14 protein-coding genes are annotated in these 12,167 nt (G+C 61.9%); 9 read left to right on the top strand and 5 right to left on the bottom strand.

All coding sequences use genetic code 11. From position 1 onward, the window contains the following. Positions 1–56 precede the first annotated feature (56 nt). Positions 57–1,163 (top strand): cytochrome c3 family protein, encoded by a 1,107-nt coding sequence (locus J2045_RS09540; protein WP_307372047.1) that lies wholly within the window; start codon positions 57–59, stop codon positions 1,161–1,163. A 117-nt stretch (positions 1,164–1,280) separates the two neighbouring features. Next, positions 1,281–1,964, top strand: coding sequence for a glutathione S-transferase family protein (locus tag J2045_RS09535; protein ID WP_307372045.1), 684 nt, complete (start codon positions 1,281–1,283; stop codon positions 1,962–1,964). 62 nt (positions 1,965–2,026) lie between these two features. On the opposite strand, the gene ilvD is transcribed toward J2045_RS09535, so the two are convergent. Continuing rightward, positions 2,027–3,862 (bottom strand): dihydroxy-acid dehydratase, encoded by a 1,836-nt coding sequence (gene ilvD, locus J2045_RS09530; RefSeq protein ID WP_307372042.1) that lies wholly within the window; start codon positions 3,860–3,862, stop codon positions 2,027–2,029. A gap of 229 nt (positions 3,863–4,091) precedes the next feature. On the opposite strand from ilvD, the gene J2045_RS09525 reads away from it, so the two are divergent. The 3 genes from J2045_RS09525 to msrQ all read left to right on the top strand — a co-directional run bounded on the left by J2045_RS09525 (position 4,092) and on the right by msrQ (position 6,449). Beyond that, positions 4,092–4,697, top strand: coding sequence for a thermonuclease family protein (locus tag J2045_RS09525; protein WP_307372040.1), 606 nt, complete (start codon positions 4,092–4,094; stop codon positions 4,695–4,697). Between the two features lie 157 nt (positions 4,698–4,854). After that, on the top strand, positions 4,855–5,805 hold the full coding sequence (gene msrP / locus J2045_RS09520) for a protein-methionine-sulfoxide reductase catalytic subunit MsrP (protein WP_307372037.1): 951 nt from the start codon (positions 4,855–4,857) through the stop codon (positions 5,803–5,805). Continuing rightward, positions 5,805–6,449 (top strand): protein-methionine-sulfoxide reductase heme-binding subunit MsrQ, encoded by a 645-nt coding sequence (msrQ, locus tag J2045_RS09515; RefSeq protein ID WP_370873063.1) that lies wholly within the window; start codon positions 5,805–5,807, stop codon positions 6,447–6,449. Before msrP ends, msrQ begins: the two co-directional genes overlap by 1 nt. Here the strand turns inward: msrQ and J2045_RS09510 are convergent. Beyond that, positions 6,446–6,868: a ribosomal maturation YjgA family protein gene (locus J2045_RS09510; protein ID WP_307372035.1), complete on the bottom strand. Its 423-nt coding sequence runs from the start codon at positions 6,866–6,868 to the stop codon at positions 6,446–6,448. The two genes, msrQ and J2045_RS09510, sit on opposite strands and share 4 nt — an antisense overlap. Before the next feature lie 52 nt (positions 6,869–6,920). On the opposite strand from J2045_RS09510, the gene J2045_RS09505 reads away from it, so the two are divergent. The 3 genes from J2045_RS09505 (at position 6,921) to J2045_RS09495 (ending at position 9,725) form a co-directional block, all read left to right on the top strand. Further along, positions 6,921–7,793 carry a DUF817 domain-containing protein gene (locus J2045_RS09505; RefSeq protein WP_307372033.1) on the top strand — a complete coding sequence of 291 codons (873 nt, stop codon included), beginning with the start codon at positions 6,921–6,923 and terminating at the stop codon, positions 7,791–7,793. A gap of 114 nt (positions 7,794–7,907) precedes the next feature. Further along, positions 7,908–8,339 (top strand): YciI family protein, encoded by a 432-nt coding sequence (locus J2045_RS09500; RefSeq protein ID WP_166599547.1) that lies wholly within the window; start codon positions 7,908–7,910, stop codon positions 8,337–8,339. A 21-nt stretch (positions 8,340–8,360) separates the two neighbouring features. Further along, positions 8,361–9,725, top strand: coding sequence for an RNA polymerase sigma factor (locus tag J2045_RS09495; RefSeq protein ID WP_307372031.1), 1,365 nt, complete (start codon positions 8,361–8,363; stop codon positions 9,723–9,725). A 54-nt stretch (positions 9,726–9,779) separates the two neighbouring features. Here the strand turns inward: J2045_RS09495 and J2045_RS09490 are convergent, their stop codons facing one another. After that, positions 9,780–10,358, bottom strand: coding sequence for a DoxX family protein (locus J2045_RS09490; RefSeq protein WP_166599548.1), 579 nt, complete (start codon positions 10,356–10,358; stop codon positions 9,780–9,782). A gap of 137 nt (positions 10,359–10,495) precedes the next feature. Continuing rightward, positions 10,496–10,957, bottom strand: a complete 462-nt coding sequence (locus J2045_RS09485; RefSeq protein ID WP_307372028.1) for a GNAT family N-acetyltransferase — start codon at positions 10,955–10,957, stop codon at positions 10,496–10,498. Between the two features lie 145 nt (positions 10,958–11,102). Between J2045_RS09485 and J2045_RS09480 the strand changes: the two genes are divergently transcribed. Continuing rightward, complete coding sequence (locus J2045_RS09480) at positions 11,103–11,567, top strand: DUF6678 family protein (RefSeq protein ID WP_307372026.1); 465 nt, start codon at positions 11,103–11,105, stop codon at positions 11,565–11,567. A 163-nt stretch (positions 11,568–11,730) separates the two neighbouring features. Here the strand turns inward: J2045_RS09480 and rplQ are convergent, their stop codons facing one another. Continuing rightward, on the bottom strand, positions 11,731–12,153 hold the full coding sequence (gene rplQ, locus J2045_RS09475; protein WP_062282936.1) for a 50S ribosomal protein L17: 423 nt from the start codon (positions 12,151–12,153) through the stop codon (positions 11,731–11,733). Between the last annotated feature and the right edge of the window lie 14 nt (positions 12,154–12,167).

The following is a 12,167-nucleotide window of genomic DNA, read 5'->3' as shown; positions in this document are numbered from 1 at the left end:
GTATTGCGGTTCATCATCCTCCCATCGCCACGACATGCACGACCGAGGAGGATCCCATGACGCCGCGAAGACCAGCCCGCTCTCTCACTGCTCTTGCCAGCCTGACGGCTTTCGCCGCCCTGCTGTTCACCGCCGTTCCGGTCGGGGCGAGCGATGGCTCCCCGATCACCAAACTGGTCGAGGCCTGGCTCTCGTCACCGCACGGCAACTACCATTCCCCTTCCTTCACCTACTGGAACAAGGAGGGCGAGGTGCCGAAGACTTGCGCCACCTGTCACTCCGAGACGGGTTTCCTCGATTTTCTCGGCGCCGATGGCAGTGCGCCAGGCAGCATCGAGCAACCCGGCGTGATCAATGCGCCGATCGGCTGTGCCACCTGCCATACCGACGAGGCCCACGCGCTGAACGCCGTCCGCTTTCCCTCCGGTGTCGAGGTTGGCGGGCTTGAGAGCTCCGCCACCTGCACCGTCTGTCACCAGGGACGCCAGTCTGGTGCGGCGGTCATCAAGGCGGTGGGCACCATCGGCGAAGACGAGATTTCGGCCGATCTCGCCTTTATCAACATCCACTATGCCGTGGCTGCCGCCACGATGCATGGCGCGGACACGGCCAGCGGCTATCACTATCCCGACAAGACCTATGCCGGACGCTTCCAGCATGTTCCGAGCGCCAACAGCTGTGTCGCCTGTCATGATCCGCACACGACGAAGGTGGCGGAAGACAGCTGCATGACCTGTCACCGCGGCGTGGACACTCTTCGCGACATCCGCATGCGGCATAGCGATTATGACGGGGACGGAAACGTGCGGGAAGGCGTGCATGGCGAGATCGGCACCCTGCATGAGCGGCTCCATGCGGCGATCCAGGCCTATGCCGGTGCCGTGCCGGGCACGCCCATCGGCTATCACAAGGGGCGTCATCCCTATTTCTTCGGGGACGCGAACGGTGACGGGGTGATCAGCGACGACGAGGCGGTGCGCGACAATGCCTACAAGGCCTGGACCCCTCGCCTGCTGAAGGCCGCCTATAACTACCAGGTCGTGGCGAAGGACCCGGCGGGTTATGTCCACAATCCGGCCTATCTCCTGCAATTGCTGCATGACAGCCTGGAAAGCCTATCAGCCACGGTGGAGATCGACATGAGCAACCTGTCTCGCCCCTAAGGCGGGACACAAAGCGGCCGCCGGCATGATGTCGGCGGCCCGTAACAATAGAAGCCTGCACGGCAGGCTTCTCGCTGTGAGGTGGCATCCCCTGAACTTGTCATGGGGAGGACAGCTATGGAAGATGGCCCGGGTTCAACACTATCAACCGGACAGCTCCCCATGGCACTTCCTCTGCTCTATGGCGCGAATTACAGCGTGTATGTGCGGATCGCCCGCATCGTCTTTGCCGAAAAGGAGGTCGCCTACGAACAGGAACAGGTGGACATATTTTCAGACAGCGAAAGCAACTCCCGCTACAGGATGATACATCCGTTCGGAAAGATACCCGCACTCGATCACGACGGGTTTCTGCTCTTCGAGACAAGCGCGATAACACGCTACATCGATGAAGGCTTTTCCGGCCCTTGCCTGCAACCGACCGATGCCAAGCGCCGCGCAAGGATGAATCAGATCATCGGGATCGCCGACAATTACCTATACCAAGAACTGGTATGGGGCATCTACGTGGAAGGGGTCGAGAAGCCTGCCCGCGGTGAAGCCCGGGATCACGGGCGCTTTTCCAAGGCCCTTTCGCTTGCACCCCGCTATCTTGAGGTGATGGATGCCTTTGCGGCCCAGGCCCCCTGGATGGCGGGTGCCGATATCAGCCTTGCCGATCTACATCTCGTGCCAATCTTTGCCTACTTCCTCAAGGCGGAGCAAGGACAGCAGATTCTCCAACAACGCCCTGCCCTTTCGGCATGGTGGGACCGCGTGTCCAGCCGGCCGAGCGTGAAGTCGACCGATCAAGTGAGCTGAAACAAAAGGAGCCGGGCACTGGCGTGCCCGGCTCCCTGCTAGGTCTCTTCTGGCTGTCCCAGTTATTCCGGCAGCTGGCGTACGGCGCCCTTGTCGGCGGACGAGGCGAAGGCGGCGTAGGCCTTGAGTGCGGTCGTGACGTTGCGCTTGCGCTTTTCTTCGGGGAACCAGCCCTTGGCATCCTGTTCGGCGCGGCGGCGGTCCAGCTCTGCCGGGTCGACGACGAGGTTGATCGTGCGGTTCGGGATGTCGATGTCGATCAGGTCGCCTTCGCGCACCAGGCCGATCGCGCCGCCCTGGGCGGCTTCCGGCGAGGCGTGACCGATCGAGAGGCCCGAGGTGCCACCGGAGAAGCGGCCGTCGGTGACGAGTGCGCAGGCCTTGCCGAGGCCCTTCGACTTCAGATAGCTCGTCGGATAGAGCATTTCCTGCATGCCCGGGCCACCCTTTGGGCCTTCGTAGCGGATGACCACGACGTCGCCTGCGACGACCTGGTTCGACAGGATCGCCTTGACGGCTGCGTCCTGGCTTTCGAAGACGCGCGCCGGGCCCTTGAACTTCAGGATGCTCTCGTCAACGCCGGCGGTCTTCACGATGCAGCCGTCGAGCGCGATATTGCCCTTGAGGACGGCGAGACCGCCATCCTTGGAGAAGGGATGGTCGACCGAGCGGATGACGCCCTTTTCGCCGTCAGTGTCGAGATCGTCCCAGCGCGAGGCCTGCGAGAAGGCCTGGGTGGTCCGAACGCCGCCGGGGGCCGCCTTGAAGAAGTCGCGGACGGTTTCGGAATTGGTGCGGGTGATGTCCCAGCGGTCGATGGCATGGCCAAGGGTTTCGGCATGCACGGTCGGGCAGTCGCGGTTGATCAGACCGCCGCGGTCGAGTTCGCCGAGGATGCGCATGATGCCGCCGGCGCGGTGAACGTCTTCCATGTGCACGTCCTGCTTGGCCGGTGCGACCTTCGACAGGCAGGGAACCTTGCGCGACAGGCGATCTATATCGTCCATGGTGAAGTCGATGCCGCCTTCATGGGCAGCCGCCAGGATGTGCAGAACCGTGTTGGTCGAGCCGCCCATGGCGATGTCGAGCGCCATGGCGTTTTCAAAGGCGGCCTTGGAGGCGACGTTGCGCGGCAGAACGCTTTCGTCATTCTGCTCGTAGTAGCGGCGGGTGATGTCGACGATCAGGTGGCCGGCCTCGATGAAGAGGCGCTTGCGGTCGGCATGCGTTGCGAGCGTCGAGCCGTTGCCGGGCAGCGAGAGGCCGAGCGCTTCGGTCAGGCAGTTCATCGAATTGGCGGTGAACATGCCCGAGCACGAGCCGCAGGTCGGACAGGCGGCCTTTTCGATTTCGTCGACATCGGCGTCGGAGATCTTGTCGTCGGCAGCGGCGACCATGGCGTCAACGAGGTCGAGGGCCACCTTGCGGCCCTGCAGGATCGCCTTGCCGGCTTCCATCGGGCCACCGGAGACGAAGACCGAGGGGATGTTGAGGCGCATGGCAGCCGACAGCATGCCGGGCGTGATCTTGTCGCAGTTGGAGATGCAAACCATGGCGTCGGCGCAATGGGCGTTGACCATGTATTCGACCGAGTCGGAAATGATCTCGCGCGACGGCAGCGAATAGAGCATGCCGTCATGGCCCATGGCGATCCCGTCATCGACGGCAATCGTGTTGAACTCCTTCGCCACGCCGCCGGCTGCTTCGATTTCGCGGGCGACGAGCTGGCCGAGGTCCTTCAGGTGGACGTGGCCGGGCACGAACTGGGTAAACGAGTTGACGACGGCGATGATCGGCTTGCCGAAATCGCCGTCCTTCATGCCGGTGGCGCGCCAGAGGCCGCGGGCACCGGCCATGTTGCGGCCGTGGGTGGTGGTTCTCGAACGATAGACGGGCATGGGTGTCACCTCGATGGCTTGTTCGCCGCCATGCCTGCACCCTGGGCGCCAAGGCAAGGCAGCCATTTTGGAACTGATCTAAGCCATGCGCCCTCACCTGTCACTAGCATCGAAGGGCAAATCGGTACGCTTGGCACTCACGGAGGGTGCGTCTTCGTTCGCATTTTAGTGATCGGGTTAAGCCTGCGGCAAGACGTGTTTACTAGAGTTTACCGCGCAAGGAGGCGTCATGATGACCCGGAAACCTGCCCGCGTGATCCTGCTGAAAGATGCACGTCAGAAGCTCAATCCGCCGCCTGCGCCGCGCTGGCGCCCGTTTGCTGCACTCTACAGGATGCGGCGGATCGTGGTTTATGCCAGCCTCGGTGTGCTCGTCGTCATTCATTTCGACAAACTTCCCTATTCCTACCTGGTCGTCCCAGCATCGAACAAGTTGATCGACTACGCCATCACGGGTGCCGTTGCCCCGCGTCCGGAACCGATCGAGGGGCATTTCATCACCTGTGCGGGATCAACGAGGACCAATTGCGTCGTCGATGGCGACACCTTCTGGTACCGGGCAGTGAAATACCGGATCTCCGACATCAACACGCCTGAAATCGGGCGTCCGGCCTGCGACAGAGAGCGGCAACTCGGGCTCGAGGCGCAGGTGGCGCTGCTTGATACCCTGAACGGCGGCGGGCTGATCATGGAGCGCCGGGAGCGGCGCGATGTCGACCAGTATGGCGGCAAGCTCCGGGTGGTCCTCCAGGACGGGCGCTCCGTCGGCGAAAATCTGATCGCACGCGGGCTCGCACACCGCTGGGAAGGGCACAAGCTCGATTGGTGTGGTTGAGGCTTGTCGGAAAAAGAAGCCGTTTCTTACAGCCCCCGGCCGACCTTGCCCTACACAAAATTGTTCCTGCCTTGCTTCTTTTCGAAGCGGTGAAACTCTGTTCTCTTTCATAGCGTCTTCTATCTAGAGAGACAGAGAAAGCCCGACGAGGTCTGCCATGCCCCACTACCATCCGCCGAAGATCGCCAGTTCCGAGATCACGCCGAAGTCGCTCTACATGCGGCGACGGGAGTTCATGGGGGTCGCGGCGGGCGGGGTTGCCGCCGTCAGCCTTGGATCGCAGGCATTCGCGGCACCGCTTGCCGCCAAGCCGAGCATCTACAAGCTCGAAGAAAAGCTGACCTCGAAAGAGGACGTGACCACCTACAACAATTTCTATGAGTTCGGTACCGGCAAGGAGGATCCAGCCCGCAATGCCGGCTCGTTGACGACGCGCCCCTGGACGATCGAGGTTGGAGGACTGGTGGCCAAGCCGCAGGTGATCGACATCGAGACCGTGATGAAAGACTTCGAGATGGAGGAGCGCGTCTACCGGATGCGCTGTGTGGAAGCCTGGTCGATGGTGATCCCGTGGATCGGCTTTCCGATCTCGGCCCTGCTCGATCGGGTGGAGCCTTTGGGCTCGGCGAAGTATGTCGCCTTCGAAACGCTTGTGCGGCCCGAAGAGATGCAGGGGCAGGCCGGCATCTTCCAGGCGCTGGAATGGCCCTATCGCGAAGGCCTGCGCCTCGATGAGGCTCGCCATCCGCTGGCCATCCTCGCGACCGGTCTTTACGGCGAGACGCTGCCAAACCAGAACGGAGCACCGATCCGGCTCGTCGTGCCTTGGAAATACGGCTTCAAGGGCATCAAGTCGATCGTCAAGATCACGCTGACGGAAGAGGAGCCGGCATCGACCTGGAACAAGCTGCAGCCGTCAGAGTATGGCTTCTACGCCAACGTCAATCCTGAGGTCGACCATCCACGCTGGAGCCAGGCCACGGAGCGGCGGATCGGCGAGGCGGAGGGGCTGTTCGGCGGCGCGCGGATCAATACGCTGCCGTTCAACGGCTATGCCGACGAAGTCGCCAGCCTCTATGCCGGCATGGACCTGACGAAGTTCTACTGATGGTATCGCTCGCCTTGCCCGCCCTGCCCGCCCGCTACAAGCCAGCGTCGATCTGGGCGCTTTACGCGCTGGGACTGATGCCAGGGCTGTATGCCTTCTATCTCGGGATCTTCGGCGGGCTGGGCGCCGATCCTGTGCGCGCCTTCGAACATCTGCTGGGGCTCTGGGCGCTGCGCTTCCTGTGTCTCGGGCTTGCCGTGACGCCGCTGCGCGACCTCTTCGGCATTAATCTAATTGGCTATCGACGCGCGCTTGGGCTGGTCGCCTTCTACTATGTGCTGGCGCATTTTGCCGTTTATCTGACGCTCGATCGAGGTCTGATCCTGTCGTCGATCGCCGGCGACATCCTGAAGCGGCCGTATATCATGCTCGGCATGGCGGGGCTTCTGATGCTGATCCCCCTGGCGCTGACCTCGAACCAGTGGTCGATCCGAAGGCTCGGGCCGAAGTGGAACAGGCTGCACAAGCTGACCTATCCGATCCTGCTGGTGGCGGTGCTGCATTATGCGCTGTCGCTGAAAGTCATCGATCCAGAGGCCGCCTTCTACATTGTCGTGACGATCGTGCTGCTCGGCTACCGGGTGGTACGTCCGAAGATCATGGAGCGGCGACGGGCAAAGCGGATGGCGGGTGCTGCCCGCTAGCCTTGTGCTGCCTGGGATCGGGCAAGACGCCGGGTTTCGCCCAGTGCTGCGAGGGCGATGCCGAGGCCGTAAGCCAGAATGTTCCACCAGGAGAAAATGCGTCCGAGCAGCAACGCGCCTGAGAGCGTCAGGCGGAATGCGTCGAGCCAGGGTGTGTGGTAGAGGCGGCTGAACTCGGTGATGGCTGCGACGACGAAGGCAAGGAGTGCCAGACGTCCGAGCGGCTGTCGCGGCAGGAGGACAGCCAGCAGGAAGAAGACCATCGCGCCCCAGAGGGTCGAGCCGCCGTATTTCACCAGGACATATGGCAGGCCGATCTCGTAACCGCCGAGCCTCAGCGTCAGACCGCAGGCGATGATGCCGAGGGCAATCCCCAGCCGGTGGATGCAAAGTGACGTCGATGCCTTGATTTCGTCCATGGCCGCTTAGTAGTGAGGTTGCAACGGAATGCAACTGGGAAGGCGGTCGGCGATGACACTTGTGGCAGACGAGCGAGGCGACCTCCTAAGTGCGCTCGACCGCAGGCTCATCGATCACCAACCGCATCCCCACCTCACCGGTATCAGGCGCTTCATCGTCGAATTCCTGCTGTTCGGCATCAAGGAGGCACGCGCCTGCCTGTTTGCCGGCTTGTTTTTCGTCTCGATCTTCGTCGTGCCACGCGAGGGCGTGTTCGGCATTCCCCGCTATGACGTCCTGCTGATCATCGCGCTTGCCATCCAGATCTGGATGGTGTGGACGAAGCTCGAAACCCGAGATGAGCTGAAGGCAATATGCCTGTTCCACATCGTCGGCTTCGCTCTGGAGGTATTCAAGACGTCGGGCGCCATCCAGTCGTGGTCCTATCCGGACTTCGCCTATACAAAGGTGTTCGGCGTGCCGCTGTTTTCCGGCTTCATGTATGCCGCCGTCGGCAGCTACATCATCCAGGCCTGGCGGCTTTTCGACCTCAGGATCCGCCATCATCCGCCCTACTGGATGGCGATCGGGGTGGCACTTGCGATCTATCTCAACTTCTTCGCCCACCACTATATCGGCGACTATCGCTGGTATCTGGCGGCGCTTGCCATCGGCCTCTATGCCCGCACCACCGTGATCTTCCGGCCGTTCGATCGCGACCGGCAGATGCCGATGCTGCTCGCCTTCATCCTCATCGGCTTCTTCATCTGGGTGGCGGAGAACATCTCGACCTTCTTTGCGATCTGGCATTACCCCAACCAGCTCGGCGCCTGGTCGACAGTGCATTTGGGCAAATGGAGTTCCTGGACGCTGCTGGTCATGATGACGTTTACGATCGTTGCCTCGCTCAAGCATATCCGGGCGACGATCCACATTCCGAAGTGAGTGTTGCCGCTTCAGTCCGTTTTTTTTCGCATGCCGTGTCGAAATGGGTTTACCTCGTTCGTTGGGTAGGCAGGATCGCATCTGGCGGTCCTGAACAACGAGAGGAAACAAGACATGCGCGTCATGGTGATGGTGAAGGCGACGGAAGACAGCGAAGAGGGCATCATGCCACCGCCAAAGCTGTTCGAGGATATGGGCAAGTTCAACGAGGAACTGGTGCAGGCCGGCATCATGCTCTCGGGCGACGGGCTTAAGCCATCGAAGATGGGCAAGCGCATCGCCTTTGACGGGTCGGACCGCCGGGTGATCGACGGGCCCTTTGCCGAGACCCGGGAACTGGTCGCCGGCTACTGGATCTGGGAGGTCAAGGATATGGACGAGGCGGTCGCTTGGGTCAAACGCTGCCCCAATCCGATGATGACGCCAAGTGAGATCGAGATCCGGCCATTCTACGAAATGGAGGATTTTGCCGAGGTTGCCTCACCCGAGGGCCAGGCGAGTCATGAGCGCGCGGCGGAAGGGCTTGCCGCGCAGCAAAAAGGCTGAGCCTGACCAAGGACGCAGCGCATGCATCCGGTTGACCGCGCCGAGCCGACGTCCATACTCAGGCTCATGACACGGGACGGACACGCGATCGCGGCTCATTCCAACAAGGGAGCAGAGGGCGTGCAGGCTGCGGCACGGGATATCGAGGCGATCTACCGCATGGAGCGGGTCCGGCTGATCGCCGGGCTCGCGAAACATCTGGGCGATATCAGCCTCGCAGAGGAGCTGGCGCAGGAGGCGCTTGTCACGGCGCTCTCGACCTGGCCTGCCACGGGCACGCCGCCCAACCCCGGCGCCTGGCTGATGACGACCGCCAAGCGTCGCGCCATCGACCTCTGGCGGCGGCGGCGAATGATGGCGCGGCATGAGGCAGCCCTTTCCCATGACATCGAGACCGGTCGCGTGGATGATCATGCGGCTGTGGAGGCATCGATCGACGATGCGATCGGCGACGAGAGGCTAGCGCTGATCTTCACCGCCTGCCATCCCCTGCTCTCGCTTGACCAGCGAACAGCACTGACCTTGAAGATCATCGGCGGGCTGACGACGGAGGAGATTGCGCGTGCCTTCCTCACCCAGGAGACGACCATGGCGCAGCGAATCGTCCGGGCAAAGAAGATTCTGCGGGAAAGCGATGTGGCCTTCGAGGTTCCACTTGAGGAAGAACGCAACGCCCGCCTCGCCTCGGTGCTGGAGGTGCTCTACCTCATCTTCAACGAGGGTTATGCCGCAAGCCGCGGCGAGGACCTGATCCGGCCACAGCTCTGCCATGAGGCGATGAGACTCGGACGTATCCTGGTGGGGCTCGCGCCGCAGGAATCGGAGGCGCATGGCCTACTGGCTCTGATGGAGCTGCAGGCCTCGCGCTTCAAGGCTCGTGTCGCACCCAATGGCAGCGCGCTGACGCTCGACATGCAGGACCGGAGCCTCTGGGACCGACTGCTGATCCAGCGCGGATTGGCGGGGCTCGCCACGGTCAAACAACTTGGCGGTGAGAATGGAGTCTATGCGCTGCAGGCGGCGCTGGCCGCAGTACATGCCGGGGCCCGGCGGTATGCGGATACCGACTGGGCGCTGAGTGCGGCGCTCTACGACCGGCTGCTGGCGCAGGTCCCCTCGCCTGTCGTGGCGCTCAACCGGGCGGTGGCGCATGCCATGGCATTCGGACCCGAAACGGGGCTGGCATTGCTGGAGGAGATCGAGGGAGCGCCGACTCTGTCGGGCTATGCCCCGCTGCATGCGGCGAAGGGCGATTTTCTCTTTCGCCTGGGGCGCAACGAGCATGCCCGATCGGCATTAGAGAGAGCCGCTGCGCTGAGCGGCAATGACAGCGAACGCACCTTCCTCCTAGACCGTGTCCGGCAATGTGGGCATACGGGTAGCTGACCAAAAAATGGGACACCCGGCCTTTCGGCCGGGTGTCCCCGAATTGGGCGAGGATCAGAACTGCTTCCGGAACAGCAGGCGATCGAGCGACAGGTAGCCGCCGCCGAAGGCTGCGAACAGGAAGGCGCCGCCGGTCCAGAAGAGCGAGGCGAGTTCTGCCTTGGACTGGACCTGATGCAGGAAGGTGTGGCCACCATCGGCGAGCCGTGCCACCGCCTGCGGCGTGAAGAATTCGCTGCCGGCCTTCAGCGCGTCGATGCCGGCCTGGGTGAGGAAGGCATCGCCATAGGGGTTGGCCATGTGGAAGTAGAGCGTGATGGCCAGCATGACACCATTGGCGAGTGCTGCGGGCCTCGTGAAGAGACCGAGCGCGATCAGGAGACCGCCGAAGACCTGCATGACGGCCAGTGTCGGGGACCAGAGCCAGCCGGGATAAAAGCCTAGCTTCTCAACGAAGCCAACCTGGGCGAAGGGCGCCATGATCTTCGGCCAGCCCTCGATCACCAGCATGCCGCCAACGGCAAGCCGGAAGATCGTCCAGGCCATGGGCTGGGCCAGCTTGTCATAGAAGGTCGAGAGCGGCGGGATGATCAGTCTGTCTTTGTCATTGCTGAAAATGGATGCGTCAACCATTGGGAGAACCTCACTAACATCGATAATTCGATGGGTTCAGGTTAGCGCTGACAGGGGAAATGGAATTGACGCAGATCAACCGAAGGGCGCCGATGCAAGCAAGGTCGCTCAACTTTTTGTGTACCCGCTCCCGGCACTCAGTCGGGCGATGCGGGACGGCGCCTGTACCTCTGTCGAAACTGGCCATCCACGTCGACAACTCCCGTCGGAACGAAGCCGCAGCTTTCATACAGATGCGAGGCTTCCACCGCCCCGGGATTGCCCTTCGCAAAGGTATCGACGTTCAGGAAAGACCGTGCGGGGATGGCGGAAATGACCGCCTCGGTTAACAGCCGGCCTATTCCGAGCCTGCGGTGCGCGGAGCAGACGGCCAACCATCTTATCCAGTGCTCTTGCCCGGTGCCACCGATCAGGACGCCACCGAGAAACGGCAAGCCCTGCCCGCTTGCGCGGGCGCAATAGGCCTGGCTCTGTGCGATCTTTCGCGTGAGAACGCCATCGAAGCCGGGCATCGGGCCGAACAGTGGGAGCAAGTCGTCGGCAAGCGAGATCCAATGCGACATGTCGTCAGGCCCTGCGAGCTCGATCTCAATCTGCATATCGTGATCCTTGCTGCCGCGCTATCTCGGGGCATGATAGGCAAGCTCCCTGATCGACGAAAATAACCGAATCGCCGCTGACCGAATTTTGCTCAGCGGATATCGGCGATATCCTGAAACGAGTCATTTTCCCTGGAGCCTCGCGATGCTTTTTATCGGATCGGCAGACGAAGATGCGAACCGCACTATACGCCGCGCGGCTGCGGAACGCAGGCTCTCGTCTCATATGGATGATACCAAATGGCGAGCCCTCTGCCTTGCGGTGGCCGAAGAACTTCCGTTTCCGCCGGCCTATCAGACAAAGCTGGTTCTGTCCGAACAACTCGATCCTGAAGAACTTCCACTGAGTTCCACGCATGTGGGAGATTGGGCGAGGACGCCAGAGGCGTCGATGGGCATTTTCATCGAATGGCTAAAGATCACGCCGCGGCTGAGCATTCGCGAAGGACGGCGGCTCAAGCCCCGCATAGAGGATTGCTCAGATGCACTTCGCCAGATTTTTATCCGACTGCAGATTCCATTCAGCGAAGAAGATGGCTTCTTCTTTATCTTTGGGCATTCGGCCGGGACCGTGTTCTCCCCGATGGCGGAACAATTGGACCACAGTTAAACCTCGCCAAGAGGGGCGCTGGAACGCCCGCAAACCCTAGTCAGCCAGCAGGCAGCTGTGGCCTGCACAATCAAATCCGCACCCGGCGATTTAGAACCTAAACGCAAAAAAGCCGAGTGATCGCTCACCCGGCTTTCTTCATCCTTCCCTTACGGGAGGAAACTTACGCTGCTTCAGCTTCGGCTTCAGCGGCGACGCGGGCCTTGTCGGCTGCGCCCTTGGCGTCAACGTCGCGCTCGACGAATTCGATGACGGCCATGGCGGCGTTGTCGCCCTGGCGGAAACCGGCCTTCATGATGCGCAGGTAGCCGCCGTTGCGGGTGGCGTAGCGCGTTGCGATGGCGTCGAACAGCTTGGCAACGACGGATACGTCGCGGATCTGCGAAATCGCCTGACGGCGAGCATGCAGGTCGCCGCGCTTGCCAAGGGTGACGAGCTTTTCAACGATCGGGCGAATTTCCTTCGCCTTCGGCAGGGTGGTGACGATCTGCTCATGCAGGATGAGCGAAGCAGCCATGTTGGCGAACATCGCCTTACGGTGGCTGGCGGTACGGTTCAGCTTGCGGCCGGCTTTCTGGTGGCGCATTGCTATTCTCCTTT

It is taken from the genome of Peteryoungia aggregata LMG 23059 (assembly GCF_030814435.1).
In the GTDB taxonomy this organism is placed as follows: Bacteria; Pseudomonadota; Alphaproteobacteria; order Rhizobiales; family Rhizobiaceae; genus Allorhizobium; species Allorhizobium aggregatum.
The sequence above is the reverse complement of the archived record's forward strand: the minus strand, read 5'-3'. Positions and strand labels throughout refer to the sequence as shown.

Excerpts from the sequence above, each read along its gene's own strand:
- J2045_RS09540 (WP_307372047.1), top strand. The coding sequence starts at position 57 with ATGACGCCGCGAAGACCAGCCCGCTCTCTCACTGCTCTTGCCAGCCTG.
- J2045_RS09535 (WP_307372045.1), top strand. The coding sequence starts at position 1,281 with ATGGAAGATGGCCCGGGTTCAACACTATCAACCGGACAGCTCCCCATG.
- ilvD (WP_307372042.1), bottom strand. The coding sequence starts at position 3,862 with ATGCCCGTCTATCGTTCGAGAACCACCACCCACGGCCGCAACATGGCC.
- J2045_RS09525 (WP_307372040.1), top strand. The coding sequence starts at position 4,092 with ATGATGACCCGGAAACCTGCCCGCGTGATCCTGCTGAAAGATGCACGT.
- msrP (WP_307372037.1), top strand. The coding sequence starts at position 4,855 with ATGCCCCACTACCATCCGCCGAAGATCGCCAGTTCCGAGATCACGCCG.
- msrQ (WP_370873063.1), top strand. The coding sequence starts at position 5,805 with ATGGTATCGCTCGCCTTGCCCGCCCTGCCCGCCCGCTACAAGCCAGCG.
- J2045_RS09510 (WP_307372035.1), bottom strand. The coding sequence starts at position 6,868 with ATGGACGAAATCAAGGCATCGACGTCACTTTGCATCCACCGGCTGGGG.
- J2045_RS09505 (WP_307372033.1), top strand. The coding sequence starts at position 6,921 with ATGACACTTGTGGCAGACGAGCGAGGCGACCTCCTAAGTGCGCTCGAC.
- J2045_RS09500 (WP_166599547.1), top strand. The coding sequence starts at position 7,908 with ATGCGCGTCATGGTGATGGTGAAGGCGACGGAAGACAGCGAAGAGGGC.
- J2045_RS09495 (WP_307372031.1), top strand. The coding sequence starts at position 8,361 with ATGCATCCGGTTGACCGCGCCGAGCCGACGTCCATACTCAGGCTCATG.
- J2045_RS09490 (WP_166599548.1), bottom strand. The coding sequence starts at position 10,358 with ATGGTTGACGCATCCATTTTCAGCAATGACAAAGACAGACTGATCATC.
- J2045_RS09485 (WP_307372028.1), bottom strand. The coding sequence starts at position 10,957 with ATGCAGATTGAGATCGAGCTCGCAGGGCCTGACGACATGTCGCATTGG.
- J2045_RS09480 (WP_307372026.1), top strand. The coding sequence starts at position 11,103 with ATGCTTTTTATCGGATCGGCAGACGAAGATGCGAACCGCACTATACGC.
- rplQ (WP_062282936.1), bottom strand. The coding sequence starts at position 12,153 with ATGCGCCACCAGAAAGCCGGCCGCAAGCTGAACCGTACCGCCAGCCAC.